Source organism: Achromobacter sp. DH1f (assembly GCF_000633435.1).
GTDB classification, from domain to species: Bacteria; Pseudomonadota; Gammaproteobacteria; order Burkholderiales; family Burkholderiaceae_B; genus Achromobacter; species Achromobacter deleyi.
The window spans coordinates 204,131-223,895 of record NZ_AYMF01000023.1; the positions used below are offsets into that span (position 1 = coordinate 204,131).

Consider the following 19,765-nt stretch of genomic DNA (forward strand, 5'->3'; position numbering starts at 1 on the left):
GAACAGACAAGCAAAACAAACGAGCAAAAAAATAGGGCCGAAGCCCTACGAGGATGAGCGGTACGTGCTGCGGGGGCCGGCCTGGGTGACCGTGGCGCCGGGCGCGACGTCATCCGTGATCCAGACGTTGCCGCCGATGACGGCGCCCTGCCCCAGCGTCACGCGGCCCAGGATGGTGGCGCCGGCATAGATGACCACGTCGTCTTCGACAATGGGATGGCGCGCCTGGCCTTTTTCCAGGTTGCCCTCGGCGTCGGTCGAAAAGCGCTTGGCGCCCAGCGTCACGGCCTGATAGATCCGTACGCGCCGGCCCAGGCGCGCGGTTTCGCCGATGACGACGCCGGTGCCGTGGTCGATGAAGCAGCCCGGACCGATCTGCGCGCCGGGATGGATGTCGATGCCGGTTTCGCCATGGGCGATCTCTGCCGCGATGCGCGCCAGCAGCGGCAGGTCCAGCAGGTACAACTGGTGCGCCAGCCGGTGATGGATCAGGGCATGGATGCCGGGATAGCACAGCAGCACTTCATCGACGCTGCGCGCGGCCGGGTCGCCCTGGTAGGCAGCCAGCACATCGCTGTCCAGCAGGCGGCGCACGTCCGGCAGCGCGGCCGCGAACCGGCGCACGATGGCCGTGGCGTGCTCTTGAACTTCGGGATGGTCGGGCGCGTTGCGGCGCAGTTCCAGCCGCGCCTGCTCCAGCAGGCTGCGCAGCGCCGCGTCCAGCGTGTAGCCGACGTAGAAGTTCTCGCTTTCATGGCGCATGTCCACCGGCCCCAGCCGCATCGGAAACAGCGCACGCTTGAATTTGTCGAAGATGTCCGCCAGCGCTTCGCGTGACGGGAATTCACGCTCGCCCGGTTCACGCGTGCGCTGCTGCGAGGTTCGCCATTCGGCGCGGATGCCGTCCAAGGCCCGCACCACCCCTTCCAGATCGAACACCGCCATATCAGTCCTGCACCCAGGGCAAGCCATGAAAGCGCCAGCCGTCGCGCAGGCCGCGATGCTGGTGGGCATCGAGTTCGCCTTCAAAGCCTTCGAACACATTGAAGACGGCCGAAAAGCCTGCCTTGGCAGCGGCCTCGGCGGCCAAGGCGGAACGCTTGCCGCTGCGGCACAGCAGCAGCACCACGGCGTCCTTGCCGCCGGCGCTGGCGACCTTGGCTTCCAGCTCGCGCACGAACCGCGGGTTGCGCGTCAGGCTGGTGCCGGTGGCCCATGGCACGTGCACGGTGCCCGGGATATGGCCCACGAAGGTGCGCTCTTCGGCCGAGCGTACGTCCACCAGCACGGCTTCGCCGTTCTGCGCCAGCGTCCAGGCGTCTATCGGCGATACGCCACCGGCATAGGCCAATTGACGGTTGCGCGCATCGGCGCGGGCCTGCTCCAGGGTGGCGGGCAGTTCGGAGATCGCGGAGTCGGGGGTGTCGTAGCTCATGGCGCAAAGGCCTCCAGGCAGTCATCGCATCCGGTGCGACGGAACCCACAATCTAGGCCTGAAACCGCGGAATCCAAATGAATAAAAAGTCGGAAATTAACAACTCCCGGTTGTGAAGCCGGCGCGGCCACGGCGGGCGCGTGCAACGCGCGGGATCAAACAAGCATATGTCTAGATATTCTTTGTCGCGGGGGCCGGGCTTACGTAGCATGACCGCAAGCTATTTCACGTCATTCGGGACCACCAAGCATGAGTTCGTATAAGAAACTGGCGTCGATCGACACGGCACGCCGGCGTTTGCTGTTTCATATCGGCGCCGCCGCGGCGGCCGGCGCGGCGGGCACCTTGCCCGGCGTCACCCTGGCGCAGACGCGCGAACAGGCCACCTTGGCCTCGGGCAGCGCGGGCTACACCTGGGCCCTGCCTTTTGTTGCCGAAAGCGGCGGCTACTGGAAGGCTCGCAACGTCGACCTGAAGGTGCTGGACTTTCCCACCGGCCGCGATTCGATGCAGGCCTTGCTGGCGGGGTCCGCCAACTTTTCCACCACCACCGACACCCCCGTGGTGTTCGCGGTGCTCCAAGGCCTGAAGCCCGGCATCCTGGCCAATTTCAGCCGCTATTCCTACGACATGAAGGTCGTGGCGCGCGAAGGCAGCGGCATCGTCGCCGACCAGCCCGCCAGCATCAAGGGCAAGAAGATCGGCACGCCCGCCGGCACCTCGGGCCAGTACGCGCTTGCCAAGTACCTGGAATTCGCCAAGCTGTCGGCCAGCGACATCACGCAGGTCAACCTGGCGCCCACCGACCTGATCGGCGCGCTGGTGCGCGGCGACATCGACGCGTTCTCATGGACCGCGCAGGCCGGCAACGCCGCCCTGCGCCAAAGCGGCGGCAAGGCCTTCTTCCTGACCCAGGCGGGCTACGAAAAGTACTTCCGCAGCCACCAGTTGCTGCTGGTCAACCAGAACACGCTGGACACGCGCCAGGCCCTGGTCAAGGACGCCATCGGCGCGCTGCTGGACGCCGAAAAGCGCATCGCCCAGGACCCGGCGTGGCCCGAGCTGATCGCCGGCCGCATCCGCAGCACGGCCGCCGAGGTCAAGGAAGCGACCTCGGTGTTCGAGTTCAAGGTGGGTTTTGACGAAAGCTTCATCGACGACCTGGTCAGCCAGGCCAAGTGGGCCATCGATGCCAAGCTGGCGCCCGCGCCGGCCGGCGACCTGCGCGCCCTGTTCCGCGCCGCCATCAAGGACGCGCCGCTGTCTGCCGCCGCGCCCGATCGCGTCAAACTGGCCTGACGGCATGGCTGCGTTGATCGAATTCCAGCGCGTGTCGCAGTTCTTCACGACGCGCGGCGATACGCCGGCCCAGGCCCTGCACCAGGTGTCGCTGGACATCGAGGCCGGCGAATTCGTCTGCCTGATCGGCCCGTCGGGCTGCGGCAAGACGACGCTGCTGCATCTGCTGGCGGGTTTTCTGCAACCCACCGATGGCCAGGTGCGCTTTCGCGGCCAGCGGGTCGAACGCCCCGGCCCGGAACGCGGCGTGGTGTTCCAGGAATATGCGCTGTTTCCGTGGATGACCGCGCGGCAGAATGTCGAATTCGGCCTGCGCGCCCTGGCGGTGCCCGCCGACCAACGGCGCAGCCGGGCGCTGGCTGCCCTGGCGCGCGTGGGCCTGTCGGCCGCCGCCGAACGCTATCCCCACGAATTGTCCGGCGGCATGCGCCAGCGCATCGCCGTGGCCCGTTCGCTGGTGGTCGAGCCCAAGGTGCTGCTGATGGACGAGCCCTTCGCCGCCGTCGACGCCATGACCCGCGCCACGCTGCAGAAAGACCTGCTGCGCCTGTGGCAGGAAACCGGCGTATCCGTCGTGTTCGTCACGCACAACATCGACGAAGCCATCTTCCTGGCACAGCGCGTCGTGGTCATGGCGCCGCACCCCGGCACCCTCAGCGACGACCTGCGCATCGACCTGGACTATCCGCGCCAACGCGGATCCGTTGCATTCGCCCAGCACTACAACCGCATCGAAGCCGCCCTGGCCGGCGCTCCTGCAAGGCAAGCCGCATGAATTCCCTGACCCTGGGCCGCGCGCCCGACGCCGCCGAGGCGGCCGATCCGCAGGCGAGCGCCGCTGACGCGGGCCATCCCGCCGCCACCATCGCCGAACGCTTCCAGCAGGCGCATCGCCGCCAGACCCGCGCCAAGCGCCGCCAGCGGCTGCTGCTGAACCTGGCCGGCATCGCGCTGTTCCTGCTGGCCTGGGAAGCGGTGCCCTACCTGTTTCCGTGGATGAACCCGGCGCTGTTCCCGCCGCCTTCGCGCGTGTTGCAAGCTGCGCTGCCCTTGATCGCGTCGGGCGAACTGGCCTCGCACATCATCGCCAGCCTGTCGCGCGCCGCGGCCGGCTTCAGCATTGCGCTGGTGCTGGGCATCTCGGCCGGCATCCTGACGGCCCGCGTCGAGGCGCTGCATCACCTGAGCGAGCCCGTGCTGCACGGCTTTCGTTCGGTGCCGTCACTGGCCGTGGTACCGCTGGCCGTGCTGTGGTTCGGCATCGGCGAGTTGCCCAAGATCGCGCTGATTGCCTGGGGCGCGTTCTTCCCGATCTGGATCACCACCTTCATCGGCGTGCGCGACACGAACATCGTCTACTTGCGTTCGGCGGCGGCGCTGGGCGCGGGCCGGGTGCGTACCCTGTTCCAGGTGATCCTGCCCGCCGCCCTGCCCTTCATCCTGGCCGGCGTGCGTCAGGCCATCGCGGTGTCGCTGATCGTGCTGGTAGCCGCCGAACTATCGGGTTCCACCCGCGGCATTGCCTACATGATGTCGCTGGGCCACCAGTTGTTCCAGGTCGAGATCATGTTCATCGGCCTGGTGCTGCTGGGCGCGTTCGGCTTCGTGGCCGACCGGCTGTTCGTCTGGGTCGTCAAGCGCCTGTTCCCCTGGTATCAAAGCGCGTCCTGACATGCCCATCCATCCTGCGCGGGCGCATCCCCGCCCGCTGGTGCTGCGCAACGCGCGCATCCATACCTTTGACGATGCGCGACCATCGGCCCGGGCCATTGCCCTGGTCGACGGCAAGGTGGCCGCGTTCGACGACGCGGCCATAGCCCTGGCAGACCGGGGTGCGCGCGCGATCGACCTGCAAGGCGCCACGGTCATTCCGGGCATCAACGATGCCCATGCCCACATGGAACGCGAAGGCCTGAAGACGCTGCGTCCATCGCTGGCCGATGCGCGCAGCGTGGCGGACGTGCTGCGCGTGGTGCGCGATGCGGCCCGGACGACGCCGCCTGGCGACTACATCGTGACCATGCCCGTGGGCACGCCGCCCTATTACTTCGGCGGCGCGGCGCAACTGGCCGAAGGCCGCCTGCCCACCCGGCAGGAACTGGATGCCGCGGCCCCCGACCATCCGGTCTATATTCCCGCGCCCTTCGGCAATTGGGGCAAGCCGCCCGGCACGGCGGCGCTGAACAGCCTGGCCCTGGCCCGCAACGGCCTGACGCCCGATTCGCGGCCGCAATGCGCCGGCATCGTACTGGAGCGCGACGCGGCAGGCCAACTGACCGGCCATATCGTCGACCACAATTCGCGCCCCGCCCTGGAATTCGACCTGCTTGCCGACGTGCCGCGCTTTGGCTTCGCCGACCGCCTGAAGGGCCTGCGCGTGTCGCAGCGGCAATACCACGCCAAGGGCACCACCAGCATCTACGAAGGCCACGGCAGCGCGCCCGAAACGCTTTCCGTCTACCGCAAGCTGTGGGAAGACGGTGAACTGACAATGCGTACCACGCTGGTGGTCAGCCCCACCTGGACCGACCTGGCCGAGGCCGCCCGCGCCATGCGCGACTGGCTGGCCACGGCCCGCGGCCGCGGCCTGGGCGACCCCTGGCTGCGCGTCAGCGGCATCCACATTGCCTATGGCGGCGATCCGGTCACGGCCTGCTGCGCGCGCGCCAACCTGCCCGATACCGGTTGGTCCGGTTTTGTCGAACAGGCGGTGACGCCGGCGGATTTCCGCGCCCTGTGCCTGTTGGCCGCCGAGCATGACCTGCGGGTCAATGTCATCGTGTCGGACAAGCTGCACGAGGTGGTGCCGGTGCTGCGCGAGGTCGATGCCCGCTACCCGCTGGCCGGGCGCCGCTGGGTCATCCAGCACATAGCCCGAGCGCGTCGCGACGACCTGCTGGCGCTGAAGGCGCTGGACGTGCTGGTGACCACCATCCCCACCTATTTCCTGTGGAAAGGCGGCGCGGCCTACCTGGACGAGCCCGATGGCGGCGACAGCGTCGTGGCGCACGACACGATGCTTGAGTTGGGGCTGCCGCTGGCGCTGGCCACCGACAATATTCCCTACGACCCGTTCTTTTCGCTGTGGGTCGCGGGTGCGCGGCAAGAGCGCCTGACCGGCCGCGTCATCGGCCCGGACCAGGCGCTGTCCGCCCGCGCCGCGCTGCACGCCTTCACGGTGGCCGGCGCCCGCCTGAGCTTCGATGAAGACTGGAAGGGGCCGCTGGCGCCGGGTTTCGCGGCGGACCTTGCCGTGCTGGACCGCGATCCTCTGGACCTGCTGCCGGACGGCTGGCGCGATACGCAGTGCCTGTTGACCGTGGTCGGCGGCCACGTCGTGCACGACGCGGCGGGCATCGCTGCGCCATGACCGCATCGACCACGCCGGTGGCGATCATCGGCGGTGGCGCTGCCGGCACCTTGCTGGCGCTGCACCTGGCGCACCGCCACGGCACTGCCGTCACCCTCTATGACGGCGCCAATGCCTTCGGCCGCGGCGTCGCCTACAGCGCCACGTCGCCCTGGCATCGGTTGAACGTGCCCGCCGTGAGGATGGGGGGCTGGCATGCCGACGAACCGGATGCCTTCCTGGTGTGGCTGGCCGCCCGCGAAGGCGGCGCGCCCGCCATGCAGGCGGACCGTTACGTGGAACGCGCCGTGTACGGCGAATGGCTATCCGGCCTGTTGATGCGGGCCGTGGACAGCGGCTACGTGACGCGGGTGGCGCAGGATGTGACGGCGTTGACGCAGGCGGGCGCCGGGCATGGCGCCAATGTCGAGCCTGACGCCCGCGCTGCCGCTGGCCCTCGTTGGCGGCTGCATCTGGCCAACGGCGAACAGCATGCCGCCCATGCCGTGGCGCTGTGTCAAGGCAACGCGGCGCCGCGCGCGCTGCCCGGCGCCGTCGGCCAGGCGCGCTACCTGCACCAGCCCTGGCATCCGCAGGCCTTGGCGCAGATCCATCGGGACCACACGGTACTCATCGCCGGTTCGGGCGCCAGTGGCCTGGACAGCGTGCTGGAATTGTTGAACACCGGCCACCGAGGCCAGATCCACCTGGTGTCGCGGCGCGCGCTGCTGCCCCAGCCGGACGCCTTGCCCGGCCCCGACGCCACGCCCCTCGATCCACTGGCTGCCACCGCCGGGCCGGCCACCCTGCGCGCCCTGTTCTCCCGGGTCCGTGGCCAACTGGATCTGGCCTGGCATGCCGGCGAACCGTGGCAGCCCCTGATGGATGCCGTGCTGCGCCAGGCCGATGCCCGATGGGCTGGATTGACGTTGGCCGACCAACAACGCTTCCTGCGCCATGTGCGGCCCTATTGGATGGTGTTTCGCCACCGCGCGGATCCGGCGGCGCTGGCGCGACTGCGAATCGCCGAAGCCACCGGCCAACTGCATCGCATCGCCGGCCGCATCGATGCGGTGACGCCACGCGCGCAGGGCCTGGCGCCCAGTCTGCGTGTCACCCTCCACCGCGCCGGCCAACATCTGCCGGCCATCGACGCCGACTGGGTGGTCAACGCCACCGGCCCCGACGAACGCATCGCGCGGCGCCGGGACGACCTGCTGTCGCAACTGCTGCAGGACGGCCATGCCCGCGCCGGCGCCCTGGGGCTGGGCCTGGACGTGACCGAGGCCGGTGAAGTGCGTAACCGCCATGGCGCCGAGACGGCCGGACTGTATGCGCTGGGCTTGCCCACACGCGGCGTGTTCTGGGAAGTGACGTCGGTACCCGCGCTGCGCGCCCGCGCCGCGCCCCTGGCGGCGGTGATGGCCGAGCGTGCGTCCGACCCCGCAAATGCGGGTGACAAGGAGGACGGACGGCAGGCGCCGTCGCCCGACCCGCTGCCGCACGCTACTTACCCGGCCCCCCGCCCAACAGCTTGAACGACTGGTCCGCAGCGCGCAGGTTGCGCGATTCGCGGGTCCAGCCGATCTGGCGGCGGTAGCTGCCCAGCAGGCCGGCCTGGACCAGGGCGTCTTCATCGACCTGCACCGGTGCGTCCGCGTGCGGCGAGACGTACATGGCGTCTTCGGGGCACCAGGCTTCGCACATGAAACAGGTCTGGCAGGCGTCCTGCCGCGCAATCACGGGCGCCGCGCCCTCGACGATGTCGAATACGTTCACCGGGCAGACCCGCACGCAGATATTGCAGCCGGTGCAGCGGCTATCGCTGATCAGCTCGATCATGCCGCCAACCTCGCCAGCGCTTGTTGCGCCTGGGGTACGGCGCGCGGCGCCACCCAGACCTCGTCCAGGCCGCCCGACGTCAGGTGGTGGTACTGCGCGGCGTCCTGTTCCAGGAAGTCGTAGCGCTTGTGCATGCCGCGGGTTTCGCGGCGGGCCAGCGCGCTGCGGTACATCCAGCGCGACGTCGCCAGCATGGCCGCGGCCTCGCGGGTGGCCAGCAGGTCGGCGGCCGCCGCCGGTGCGGCGGCGCGCAGGGCCTGCCAGCGGGCATCCAGCCGCGCCACCGACGGTTCCAGCACGTCGGCCGTGCGGAAATAGTTGCGTTCGAACGGCATCACTTCCTCTTGCACCGCGCGCACCAGCGCGGCGGCGTCGGCTGCCTGCGCACCGGACCCGCGCAGGCCGGCCTGGCCGGCGCCTTGCGCTGCCCTGCCGCGGCCGCGCACGTCCAGGGCATGCCGGGCCGCGCCCGCGCCCGCCCACGATCCGGACGAGATCGCCCAGGCCGCGTTATGGCTGCCGCCGCCGGTAAAGCCGCCGCAGATCGGCTCGCGCGTGGCCGCATCCCCGGCCGCGTACAGCCCGGGCACCGAGGTGGCGCAGTCGGCGCCGGTCAGGCGCAGGCCGCCGGTGCCGCGCACCGTGCCTTCCAGCCGCAGGGTCACGGGGAAGCGTTGGGTAAAGGGATCGATGCCGCTGCGATCGAACGGCAGGAAGAAATTGGGTTGCGCGGCGCGCATGGCGGCACGGGTCGCCTCGTCGGCCAGGTCCAGCCGGGCGTAGACCTTCTGGCGCAGGAGTTCGCGAGCGATGACCGAACGCCCGCCCTTGGACGCCGCGCCAGGAATCGGCACGCCATCGGCATCGGTGAACGTCGCCCAGTTATAGAACAGCGTCTTGGTGACCGAACCGAATTCCGGCGCAATCGCATAGGCGTTGGAAAATTCCATGCCCGACAGTTCCGCGCCCAGCTCGGCGGCCATCAGCAGCCCGTCGCCGGTCAGCACGTTGCAGCCCAGCGCGCGGCTCAGGAAAGCACAGCCGCCGGTAGCGATGACCACCGCGCCGGCGCGCACCGACCAGGCGCCGCCACGCTGGCGGTCCACCCCGGCGGCCCCCGCCACGGCGCCATCGGCGTCACGCAGCAGTTCCAGTACCGGATGGTGGTCCAGAATCTTGCCGCCCGCCTGCTTGACCTGCTTGCGCATCAGGCGCATGTATTCAGGGCCTTGCAGCGAATTGCGGCGCGACACGCCGGCCGTGTCTTGCGGAAACGGATAGCCCCAGTCGGCCAGGGTATTGATGCCGTCCCAGGTCTGGTCCAGCACGCGGCTCATCCAGCCGGCATCGGCCAGGCGGCCGCCCATCTCGTAGCGGCTGGCCATGGCGGCCTGGCGCTTTTGCGGGTCCGGGTCCACGTACCAGACGGCGGTGCCGGCAGCGGCCGTGGCGCCCGACGAACCACAGTAGCCTTTGTCCGCCAGGATCACGCTGGCGCCCGCCTGTGCGGCCTGGATCGCAGCCCACGTCCCCGCGGGCCCGCCGCCGATGACGAGGACATCCGCCTCGTAGCCCGAATTGGCGCTGCCTTGCGGCGCCGCGTTGCTGACAGCCATGGAACCTCCGATGCGTATCTGCGTGATGCCAAAAATGGGATGGTAGGCCGGTGCGCCGCATCGGCGAACGACGGATCGGCGATTTGCAAATCACTTCGAACGCCGTTGCGCAGCGTGTCCTGCCATCGGGATCAGGCGACCGCTGCGGCCCGCACGGGTTCTGGCGCGCCGTGGCCGGAACCGGGGCGCGCCGCCAGCAGTTCACGCGTGTAGGCATGCCGCGGCGACTGGAACACCTGTTCCACCGGCCCCTGCTCTACCAGCGTGCCCGCCACCATCACCGCGACCCGGTCGCTGATCTGCCGCACCACATCCAGGTCGTGCGAGATCAGCAGATAGGTCAGGCCCAGGTCGGCCTGCAGCCGTTGCAGCAGCGCCAGCACCTGTTCCTGCACGGCCACGTCCAGCGCCGACACCGGCTCGTCCAGCACGATCAGGTCGGGCCGCAGGGCCAGCGCGCGGGCGATCGCCACCCGTTGCCGCTGGCCGCCCGACAGCGCGGCCGGCTTGCGCGTCAACAGCGCGCGGTCCAGCGCCACCTCGTCCAGCAATTCCAATGCGCGGGCGCGGCGTTCATGGCGGTTGCCCAGGCCAAAGGCGCGCAGGGGTTCGGTCAGGATGTCTTCGAGCGTGTAGCGCGGGTCCAGCGAACCGTACGGATTCTGGTGCACGAACTGAATGCGCTGGCGCAGCCGGCGCAGCGGTTCGCCCGTCAAGGCGCCGATGTCCTGCCCGCCGAATCGCACCTGGCCGGCCGTAGGAGTTTCCATGCGGACCACCATGCGGGCGGTGGTGGATTTGCCCGAACCGGATTCCCCGACCAACGCCAGCGTCTCGCCGCGCGCGATCTCGAACGACACGCCGCGCACGGCTTGCAGCGTGGCGCCACCCGCCAGGGAAAACGTCTTGGTCAGACCGCTCACGACCAGCATCGGCGGGCTGGCCGGCGCGCTGGGCAACCTTGCCGCCCGGCGGATCCGATCCGTGGCTCCGGGCCGCGCCGCCAGCAAGGCCTGCGTATAGGCGTGCCGGGGCTGCTCGAACACGTCCCGCGCAGCGCCGGCTTCCACGATCTGGCCATGCCGCATCACGATGACCCGGTCGGCGCGCTCGGCGGCCAGCGCCAGGTCATGGGTGATCAGCAGCACCGACGTGCCGCTGTCGGCCTTCATGATGGCCAATTGATCCAGGATGCGGCGCTGCACTGTCGCGTCCAGCGCGCTGGTGGGCTCGTCGGCGATCACCAGCCGTGGCCGGCACGCAAAGGCAATGCCGATCAGCACCCGTTGGCGCATGCCACCCGAGAGTTCATGCGGATACTGGCCGGCGCGCAGCGCGGGTTGCGACAGGCCGACCTGGTCCAGGATTTCCAGCGCCCGCTGCGGTGCATTGACGCGGTCCGCCAGGCCGTGGATGCGCAGCACCTCGGCCACCTGGTCGCCAATGCGCATGGCCGGGTTCAGCGCCACGCCCGGGTCCTGCGGCACCAGGCCCAGGCGGGCGCCGCGCAGCCGGCGCCAGGTGCGTTCGCTGGCGCGGGTCAGGTCTTCGCCCTGGAAGGTAATGCTGCCGCCCACGATGTGCGCGCCTTCCTGCAGCAGGCCGATGATGGCGTGCGCCGTGGTCGACTTGCCCGAACCCGACTCGCCCACGATGGCCAGCACTTCGCCGGGCAGCACCTCCAGCGACACGCCGCGCACGGCGTGCACCGGCTGGCGGCCCGCCAGGTAGGCCACGTGCAGGTCGTGGATGGCCAACAGGGGCGGCTCGGCCGTCATCATTGCATTCATCTCGCCTCCCGCAGGCGCAAGCGTTCAAAGGTTTTGCCCAGGCTGTTGGTGGACAGCACCACCAGGATGATCACGCCGCCCGGCATGGCCGTCAGCCACCAGGCGCGCACCAGATAGTTGCGTCCCTCGGCCACCAGCGTGCCCCATTCCGGCGCGGGCGGCGCGGCGCCGAATCCCAGGAAGCTCAAGGCCGAGACCGCCAGGATCGCCGCGCCGAATTCCAGGCCGGCCAGCACCAGCACCGGCCCCGCCGCATTGGGCAGGATGTGGCGGCGCAGCACCGAGAACCATCGTTCGCCGCTGCCGAACGCGGCTTCCACATAGGCGTGCGCCTTGATCCGCAACACCTCGGCGCGCATCAGCCGCGCGAAGGTGGCAATCGTGGCCACGCCCGCGGCCAGCGCCACGTTGACGGTGCCAAAGCCCAACACGGTCACGACCATCAGCGACAGCAGCAGGGACGGAATCGCCAGCAGCACGTCCACCGCGCGCATCACCGCGTCATCCACCGCGCGCCGCGAGAACCCGGCCAGCAGGCCCAGCACGCAACCTGCCGCCAGCCCCAGCGCCACGGCAATCACCGTGGCCTTCAGCGACAGCGCCGCGCCGTGCACCACCCGCGCATACACATCGCGGCCCAGGTAGTCGGTGCCGAACCAGTGTGCCCATGACGGCGGTCGCAGCCGCAACGCCACGCGGGTTTCGAACGGACTCTGGGCGCTGAACACGTGCGGCAGAAAGGCCCAGCCCAGCGCCAGCGCCACCACCGCCAGGGCCAGCACCAGCGCCACCGAGCGGCGCAGACTGCCCACGCGCGTGCGCCAGCCGGCGGGCAGCGCCAGGGACGGGCCGGCATCGCCAGGTGCGGCAGAAGCAATGACATGCAGACTGGCCATGGCTACCTCCTAAACCTCGCGCCGCCGTGCGGCGACAATGCGGGGATCGAACAAGGGATACAGCAGGTCCACCGCCAGGTTCACGGCCACGAAGACCAGCGTGGACAGCACCACCAGCCCCTGCACCATGGGAATGTCCTGCGCCTGCACGGCGATCTGGGTCAGGCGGCCGATGCCGGCCCGCGAGAACACGGTTTCGGTCACGACCGAACCGCCCAGCAGATGCCCCGCGCTCATGCCCACCAGGGTCAGCGCCGGAATCGCGGCGTTGCGCAAGGCGTGGCGCAAATGCACCCGGCGGCGCGACGCGCCCTTGGCGTAGGCCGTGTCGATATAGCCTTGCTGCAAGGCGGCCGCCAAGCTCTTGGCCAGCACCTGTGCGACGGCCGCGCTGGTCGGAATGGCCAGGGTCAGCGCAGGCAGTATCAGCGAGGCAAAGCCGGTATTGCCCGTGGCCGGCAGGAACGGCCAGCCGAACGAGAAAAACTGCAGCAGCACCAGCCCGATCCAGAACGACGGAATGCTGACGCCCAGCGGCGGCAGACACAGCAGCAGCTCGGACAGCCAGCGCCGCCGCGTATAGGTCGCGGCCAGCGCCACCGCCAGCCCCAGCGCCAGCGACACCGCCAAGGCCAGTGCGGCCAGCGCCAGGGTCTGGGGCAAGGCTTGCAGCACGGTCGCGGCCACGTCGTGGCCGTTTTCGATGGATACGCCGAAGTCGCCCTGCAAGGCACGGGCAAGGCCGCTCAGGTACTGCACGATGATGGGCTGGTCCAGCCCGTAGCGCGTGCGCAGCTGCGCCACCTGCGCCGCGTCGGCCAGCACGCCCTCGCCGCGGGCATCCAGCATGATGGCGATGGGGTCCCCCGGCAGCACGTACAGGATCAGGAACGATACCGAGAACGCGGCCCACACCACGAACACCGCTTGTGCAAGGCGCGACAGCAGATAGCGGCGCATGGCGGGCTACCGGGACGCCGCCAGCCAGGTATCGTGCAGCACCGGCCAGCGCGGCGTCGACAGCCACAGGCCGCGCACGTTCGGCGCCACCGCGAACACCGTGTTGCTCTCCTTGATCGGCACGGCGTAGCCCTGGTCGATGATGCGGTTCTGGATCTGCGCCACCAGCGCGGTACGCCGGGCCGGGTCCACCGCCACGCTCTGCTGGTCCAGCAAGGCGTCCAGGTCCGGTTCCGCCGCGCCCAGGCCGCGCCCGAACTTGCTCGAGAACGCCGCCAGGATCACGTCGGGGTCCGGCCGCGTCAGGTCAGACAGCCGCAGGTCATAGTTGCCCGACCGGATCACCCCGCCGATCTCGGCATCCGACCGCAGGTTCAGGCGCAAGTCCACGCCGATCTGCGCCAGCTGTTCCTTGATGAGCTCCAGCGTGGGCGTGTAGCCCGGAAAGCTCCAGGTCACGCCGACCTGCAACCGTTGCCCGTCGCGGCTGCGGATGCCGTCCTTGCCCGGCTTCCAGCCCGCCTTGTCCAGCAAGGCCCGCGCCGCCTCGGGCTGGTAGGCCAGCTTGGACGACAGGTCCACGTAGCCCGGCACGGTGGTCGACACCACGCTGGTCGCGGCCTTGTCGTATTCGGTGTAGAGCGCTTCGATGATCTCGGGCCGGTTCACGCCGATGACCAGCGCCTGGCGCACTTCGGCGTGCGACAGCACCGGGCTGGCGATGTTGGGATACAGCGTGATGCCGATGCCGCCGGCCGACCGCGCTACCACCGTCGCGCCCGCGGCCTTGATGCGCGCCACGTCTTCGGTGGGCAGTTCTTCGATCGCGCCGACCTGGCGGCTCAGCAGCGACCCCACCCGCACGCTGCCTTCGGCAATGGTCTGGAACGTCACCTGGTCCAGCCACGCCGGGCCCGGGTGTTCGGCGTTGGGCGAGGCCCATTGGTAATCGGCGCGGCGTTTCAGGACGATCTTGTCGTTCTTGACCACCTGGTCGATCACGAAGGGGCCGGTGCCGATCAGGGCGCCCTGGCAGCGCTCTTCGGGCGTCCTCGCCAGCGTGGCGAGCGCCAGCGGCGCCAGTGTCTTTTCGGTCAAGGCCTGCAGGAAGCCGGCCTTGGGATGGTCGAACCGCAGCGCCACCGTCGCATCGTCGATGACGTCCGCGCCCAGGTAACCGGTCAGGTAGCCGCCGGCTTGCGGCGCCCGGCCTTCCCTGGCGTACGCCGCCAGTGCGTCGAAGTTCGCCTTCACCGCCTTGGCGTCCAGCGGCTCGCCATTGCTGAACGTCACCCCGCTGCGCAGGTGCAGCCGCAGCGTCTTGCCTTCGTCCAGGTATTCCCAGCGGTCGGCCAGCCAGGGCACGACCTGGCCCGTGCGCTTGTCCTGGTCCAGCAGCGTATCCAGCGCCTGGCGGCTGGCGTTCTGGGCGCGCGCGCTTTGGGCCAGGTCCAGGCACGGCGGGAATGAGCTTTGCGCCAGGATCAGCGCGCCGCCGGCTTGCGGCTGGGCGTCGGCGGCCTGGGCGGCTGCGCCAGACAGCAGGCCGGCGGCCGCCAACGTCAACGCGCCTGCGCGCTGCCAGGCGGCGCCCACGCCAAAGGATGGGAATGAGGACGTCATGATTAACCTTACGAAGGCGTGGGTTGCAGGCAACGTGGTCACAGGCGAAAGCGCGCCACGCCAAACGGCGCGAGCACGTCGGGGCGCTGGCCGCTCACCAGCCACTCGGCCACCGCTTCGGACACGGCCGGCCCGATGGCAAAGCCGTGGCCGCTCCAGCCCGTGGCGTACAGCACGCTGTCGTGGCCCGGCACGCGGTCGATGATCGGAATCTGGTCCACCGCACTGGAATCCGCACGGCTGGCGTCCAGGTGGGTCACTTCGGTGTCGGTGGCCGTGCGCGGGAACGTGGCGGTCAGCGCGGTCAGGCTGGCGCTGAGCGTGGACAGGTCGGTGTTGCCGGTTTCGGTCTCGTCGTCCCAACGGCCGACGGCGCCGCCCGTGACCGTGATGTGGTCCGCGTCGGCCCGCTTGATCGACAGCGTGCGGTTGCTGTGATTGATCAGGTAGTCCAGTTTCAGGTCGCGCGACACGCGCAGCTGCGCCACCTGCGGGTTGAACGACCACACCGGCAGTTGCAGGCCGAAGGCCTCGCGCAGCAGCTTGGGCACCTGCGTATTGGCGGCCAGCACCACGGCGCGCCGGGCCGCGAACACGCGGCCATCGGTCAGCGTGACCTGCGCCCCGCCCTGCGCCACCGACTGCACGGCCTGCACGTTGGCGCCTTCGATCAGCGTCGAGTCCAGCGCCACGGCGGCCTGGGCAAAGGCGCGCGTGGCCACGTTGTGGTCGGCAATACCGTCGTTGGGGCTGTACAGCGCGTAGATCACCTTGTCCGACACGTCGGGCAGCTTTTCTCGCACGCCGGCCGCGTCCAGGATTTCGGTGCGGGCGCCAAAGGCGTTCTGCACTGCGGCGCGCGCGGCCAGCGTCACGCGGCCATGCGTGCCGCCCACGCGTTCCCGTTCGCCCAGACTCAAGCCGCCCAAGCGTTCAAAGCCGCTGTCGGTGCCCAGCAGTTCGGTCAACGTCGGCCAGATCTGCAAGGCCCGCACGGCCAGCGGCAGTTCGCGCAGGTCGCGGTTGTTGGCGCGCACGCCGCGGTGGCCGGGGCCGCCCGACGCGCCGCTGGCGACTTCGCGCCGTTCCAGCACGGTGACGGAATGGCCGGCGCGCGCCAGCGTCCAGGCCAGCGACGTGCCGAAAATGCCGGCGCCGACGATGACGTAATCGGTCGAGACTTCACTCATGGGATATCCAGGATGGAAAGAAAAGAGAATGCGTGGGGCGTCAGGCCGCGAACCGGCCGGGCCGGAAGTCGGCCAGCAAAGGGGACCGCGTGCCGTCGAGAATTTCCCCGGCCAGGAGTTCCGACAGAATCGGCGCCAGCGTGGCCGCGCTGTGGCTGAATGCCACCGACAGGCCGCCCACGCTGCCCACCTCGCCCACCACCGCGCGATGGTCGCCGGGAATGGGGCGGTGCCCGATGCCGGTCTGCACGTCGGTAAAGGCCGGGCTGCCGGCCAGCCAGCGCGCGGCGGCTTCCGTCACGGCGGTCACCACGTCGGGCGCGACGTGCCAGCCCTGTTCATCGCTGCCCGTGACCTGGGCATCGGCCCATTCCGCATGCAGCGACAGCGTGCCGTCGGCCCGCGGCCGGATGGCGATATCGGGCGCGCGCAGCACCGCCTTGGGTGCGGCGGCGCTGCTGCGCGCCGTCACCAGCAAGGCGGTATTGGTCTGCGCGGGCAGGTTCACGCCCACCTGGCGCAGCAGGTCCGGCGTACCGGCGCCGGCGGCCAGCACCACCGCGTCCGCGTCCAGGAACGTGCGGGCGTCCACTTGGACCCCGGTGATCTTTGCCCCTGCCACGCGCAGCGTCGGCGCTTGCGGCAAGGTCACGAACTGGGCGCCGCGCGCCACCAGGCGGCGGCGCAACTGGTGCAGGTATTCGGGCAGGTCAACCCAGCCTTCGCGCGGCACGTGCACCAGGTCATAGCCGTCCAGCGCAGCGCGATCGAGCGCCGGTTCGGCCTGCACCGCCTGGTCCGCATCGAACCAGGCCGCGCCATAGCCCGACCGCGCCAGTTCGGCGGCCCGGGCTTGCAGCGATTCAAGCTTGTCGGCGTCGCGCCAGGTCAGCGCGCCGTCGAACTTCAACCACGGCGTCGGTGACGACTCGGCGGCAATGGCCCGGTAGCGTTCCAGCGACAGCAGCCGCAGCCGGCGGTAGCTTTCCGGCGCCGCGCCAAAGGCATTCAGCCACGAGTAAGACCGCAGGGACGCGGTCCGATAGTCCAGCGGCGGCGCGGCCAGCACGACCTGTGCGCCCCGATCGGCCACCTTGGCCGCCACGCTCAACCCCAACACCCCTGCCCCCACCACCACCACTTTCTGCACCGCTGGCATCGCAAACCCTTCAACCCCGAATCAAGAGCGATCCATTCTGGGCGCGCAGGCGCACGCCGCCAACGACGGAATCCGCATATCGATATCGGATACCCGCCGGGCGTGCAAAGAGGATTTGAGAGGCGCCGCGACACGCAACGTGCCGCGGGCAATGCCGAACGGCTTAGTAGTCGTCGCTTTCGCCGCGGCGATTGCCGCCGGTGATCGGCCCGGTGCCCAGGATGTGCAGGGCCACGGCCTCGGCGACCTTCATGCCGTCGATGGCGGCCGACATGATGCCGCCCGCGTAGCCGGCGCCTTCGCCGGCCGGGAACAGGCCGTTGGTGTTCATGCTCTGGAAGTCGTCGCGGCGCGTGATGCGCAGCGGCGACGAGGTGCGCGTTTCCACGCCGGTCAGCACCGCGTCGCGCATGGCGAAGCCCTTGATCTGGCGTTCGAACGCGGGCAAGGCTTCGCGGATGGCGGCAATGGCGTAGTCCGGCAGGCTGGTCGACAGGTCGGTCAGCTTGATGCCGGGTTTGTACGACGGCGTCACGCTGCCCAGCGCGGTCGACGGGCGGCCGTCCAGGAAGTCGCCCACCAGTTGCGCCGGAGCGCAGTAGTCGCGGCCGCCCAGTTCATAGGCACGGGCTTCCCAGTGGCGCTGGAAGTCGATGCCCGCCAGGGGCGACGCATCGATGCCGGGATAGTCCTTGGGCTGGATGCCCACCACGATGCCGGCGTTGGCGTTGCGTTCGTTGCGCGAATACTGGCTCATGCCGTTGGTGACCACGCCACCGGGTTCGGACGCCGCCGCCACCACGGTGCCGCCCGGGCACATGCAGAAGCTGTACACCGACCGGCCGTTGGCCGCGTGGTGCACCAGCTTGTAGTCGGCCGCGCCCAGCACCGGGTGGCCGGCGCTGGGGCCGAAGCGCGCGCGGTCGATGAGCGACTGCGGATGTTCGATGCGGAACCCCAGGGAAAACGGCTTGGGCTCGATGAACACGCCGCGCGCATGCAGCATGCGGAAGGTGTCGCGGGCGCTGTGGCCCACGGCCAGCGCCACATGGCGCGATGCAATGAATTCGCCGCCCGCCAGACGCACGCCGCGCACCTGGCCGTTGTCGATCTCGATATCGTCCACGCGGCTTTCAAAGCGGAATTCTCCGCCCAGGGATTCGATCTGGGCGCGCATCTGCTCGATCATCTTGACCAGGCGGAAGGTGCCGATATGCGGCTTGCTGACGTACAGGATTTCGGGCGGCGCGTCGGCCGCCACGAATTCCTGCAGCACCTTGCGGCCGTAGTGCTTCGGGTCCTTGACCTGGGTCGACAGCTTGCCGTCAGAAAACGTGCCCGCCCCGCCCTCGCCGAACTGCACGTTCGATTCGGGCTGCAGTTCATGCTTGCGCCACAGGCCCCAGGTGTCCTTGGTGCGTTCGCGTACCACGCGGCCGCGTTCCAGGATCAGCGGCTTGAAGCCCATCTGCGCCAGGATCAGCGCGATGAACAGGCCGCAGGGACCAAAGCCGATCACCACGGGCCGGCTGTCTTCTGGCAAGTCTGCCGGGGCGTGGCCCACGTATTGGTATTCCAGCGGCGGCGTCGGCATCACGGTGCGCACGCCGGCCATGCGCTTGAGCACGGCGGCCTCGTCGGCCACGTCGATGTCGATGGAATAAGTCAGCGTGATCGCGCTGCGTTTGCGCGCGTCGTAGCTGCGGCGAAAGATGGTGAGCGACCGCAGGGCCTCTGGGGCGATGCCCAGGCGGGCATAGGCGGCAGTACGCAGGGTGTCGTCGATATCGTCTTGCGAGGTCGACAGGGGCAGAATGATTTCAGTCAGGCGCAACATGAGGCAAGGGAACCGTGTCAGGGTTCAAGGGCTCGTAAAACGCGTATTAGACCATGGCCGCCGTGGGGTGTTACATCTTTTACGCCAAAGAAACCGCCGTCATTTTGGCCGGGAATAGAATGCGGCCTTTCGGACTAGCCTCAAAGAAGCGCCACAATGTTCCGCCACCTCCCCCGCCCCACTTCAGTCTCGGATTCCCGCTCGGTTTCCCGCCCCGCTTTGCGCCCCATCACCCTCGGTTCCGTTGCCCTGGGCCTGGTCTTGCTGGGTGGTTGCGTCTACCACCCGCCCGCCAACCAGCTGGACCGCTACGCCCGCAGCATGATCGGCCAGAACCTGGAATCGGTCACTGCCCAGTTCGGCCCCGAAGACGCGCAAGGCGGCTCGGCCGCCTACCCCAATATCGGCACCCCGCAGAACCCGCGCTACGTGCACACCTGGAGCCGCTTCGGGTCCACCCAGCACCGCCGCTTCGTGCAGACCGGCACCGCCTCGGCCGGCAGCACGCTGGTCACGGTGCTGCCGGCTGGCGGCGGCCAGGGCGCCATTCCGATCTACCAGCAGAACACCGCGCCCACCGGCTACTACACCGAGGAAGGCGAGTCCTGCTACATGTCGTTCACCACCGATGCCAACAAGCGCATCCTCAGCTACGACCTGCTGGGCGGTTATTGCGACAACCTGTTCCTGGGCGGTCGCTGACGACGGCGGATCGGGCCGCGTCACTGCGCACGAATCACGCCACGGCGTCGTCCCTCGGCGCCGTGCA

At 69.4% G+C, this 19,765-nt stretch carries 17 protein-coding genes; 6 read left to right on the plus strand and 11 right to left on the minus strand.

Annotation, left to right across the window (positions count from 1 at the left end; translation table 11 throughout):
• Positions 1-45: 45 nt before the first annotated feature.
• Positions 46-945 (minus strand): serine O-acetyltransferase EpsC, encoded by a 900-nt coding sequence (epsC, locus tag U858_RS0118925; RefSeq protein ID WP_025138727.1) that lies wholly within the window; start codon positions 943-945, stop codon positions 46-48.
• 1 nt (position 946) lies between these two features.
• Positions 947-1,435 carry a rhodanese-like domain-containing protein gene (locus U858_RS0118930; protein WP_025138728.1) on the minus strand — a complete coding sequence of 163 codons (489 nt, stop codon included), beginning with the start codon at positions 1,433-1,435 and terminating at the stop codon, positions 947-949.
• Positions 1,436-1,684: 249 nt separating this feature from the next.
• Between U858_RS0118930 and U858_RS0118935 the strand changes: the two genes are divergently transcribed.
• The 5 genes from U858_RS0118935 to U858_RS0118955 are packed head-to-tail and all read left to right on the plus strand — an operon-like array spanning position 1,685 to position 7,621.
• Positions 1,685-2,734, plus strand: coding sequence for an ABC transporter substrate-binding protein (locus U858_RS0118935; protein WP_025138729.1), 1,050 nt, complete (start codon positions 1,685-1,687; stop codon positions 2,732-2,734).
• 4 nt (positions 2,735-2,738) lie between these two features.
• Positions 2,739-3,509, plus strand: a complete 771-nt coding sequence (locus U858_RS0118940; protein WP_025138730.1) for an ABC transporter ATP-binding protein — start codon at positions 2,739-2,741, stop codon at positions 3,507-3,509.
• On the plus strand, positions 3,506-4,405 hold the full coding sequence (locus U858_RS0118945; RefSeq protein ID WP_025138731.1) for an ABC transporter permease: 900 nt from the start codon (positions 3,506-3,508) through the stop codon (positions 4,403-4,405). Before U858_RS0118940 ends, U858_RS0118945 begins: the two co-directional genes overlap by 4 nt.
• A gap of 1 nt (position 4,406) precedes the next feature.
• Positions 4,407-6,104 (plus strand): amidohydrolase, encoded by a 1,698-nt coding sequence (locus U858_RS0118950; protein ID WP_198529739.1) that lies wholly within the window; start codon positions 4,407-4,409, stop codon positions 6,102-6,104.
• Complete coding sequence (locus U858_RS0118955) at positions 6,101-7,621, plus strand: FAD/NAD(P)-binding protein (protein ID WP_025138733.1); 1,521 nt, start codon at positions 6,101-6,103, stop codon at positions 7,619-7,621. The genes U858_RS0118950 and U858_RS0118955 overlap by 4 nt, the downstream gene beginning before the upstream one ends.
• On the opposite strand, the gene U858_RS0118960 is transcribed toward U858_RS0118955, so the two are convergent.
• The 9 genes from U858_RS0118960 to U858_RS0119000 form a co-directional block, all read right to left on the minus strand.
• Entirely contained in the window at positions 7,590-7,925 is a 336-nt protein-coding gene (locus U858_RS0118960; protein WP_025138734.1) for a 4Fe-4S dicluster domain-containing protein, read from the minus strand. The two genes, U858_RS0118955 and U858_RS0118960, sit on opposite strands and share 32 nt — an antisense overlap.
• Complete coding sequence (locus tag U858_RS0118965; RefSeq protein ID WP_025138735.1) at positions 7,922-9,541, minus strand: FAD-dependent oxidoreductase; 1,620 nt, start codon at positions 9,539-9,541, stop codon at positions 7,922-7,924. The genes U858_RS0118960 and U858_RS0118965 overlap by 4 nt, the downstream gene beginning before the upstream one ends.
• A 131-nt stretch (positions 9,542-9,672) precedes the next feature.
• On the minus strand, positions 9,673-11,331 hold the full coding sequence (locus tag U858_RS0118970; protein ID WP_025138736.1) for an ABC transporter ATP-binding protein: 1,659 nt from the start codon (positions 11,329-11,331) through the stop codon (positions 9,673-9,675).
• A complete protein-coding gene (locus U858_RS0118975; RefSeq protein ID WP_025138737.1) occupies positions 11,328-12,227 on the minus strand; it encodes an ABC transporter permease in 900 nt (299 codons plus the stop codon). Before U858_RS0118975 ends, U858_RS0118970 begins: the two co-directional genes overlap by 4 nt.
• 9 nt (positions 12,228-12,236) lie before the next feature.
• Positions 12,237-13,187, minus strand: a complete 951-nt coding sequence (locus U858_RS0118980; protein ID WP_025138738.1) for an ABC transporter permease — start codon at positions 13,185-13,187, stop codon at positions 12,237-12,239.
• Between the two features lie 6 nt (positions 13,188-13,193).
• Positions 13,194-14,810, minus strand: coding sequence for an ABC transporter substrate-binding protein (locus U858_RS0118985; RefSeq protein WP_025138739.1), 1,617 nt, complete (start codon positions 14,808-14,810; stop codon positions 13,194-13,196).
• 38 nt (positions 14,811-14,848) lie between these two features.
• Complete coding sequence (locus U858_RS0118990; RefSeq protein WP_025138740.1) at positions 14,849-16,000, minus strand: FAD-binding oxidoreductase; 1,152 nt, start codon at positions 15,998-16,000, stop codon at positions 14,849-14,851.
• A 40-nt stretch (positions 16,001-16,040) separates the two neighbouring features.
• Positions 16,041-17,159 (minus strand): FAD-binding oxidoreductase, encoded by a 1,119-nt coding sequence (locus tag U858_RS0118995; RefSeq protein WP_025138741.1) that lies wholly within the window; start codon positions 17,157-17,159, stop codon positions 16,041-16,043.
• Between the two features lie 163 nt (positions 17,160-17,322).
• Positions 17,323-18,996: an NAD(P)/FAD-dependent oxidoreductase gene (locus U858_RS0119000; protein ID WP_025138742.1), complete on the minus strand. Its 1,674-nt coding sequence runs from the start codon at positions 18,994-18,996 to the stop codon at positions 17,323-17,325.
• A gap of 219 nt (positions 18,997-19,215) precedes the next feature.
• Between U858_RS0119000 and U858_RS0119005 the strand changes: the two genes are divergently transcribed.
• Positions 19,216-19,698 (plus strand): hypothetical protein, encoded by a 483-nt coding sequence (locus U858_RS0119005; protein WP_025138743.1) that lies wholly within the window; start codon positions 19,216-19,218, stop codon positions 19,696-19,698.
• Positions 19,699-19,765 lie beyond the last annotated feature (67 nt).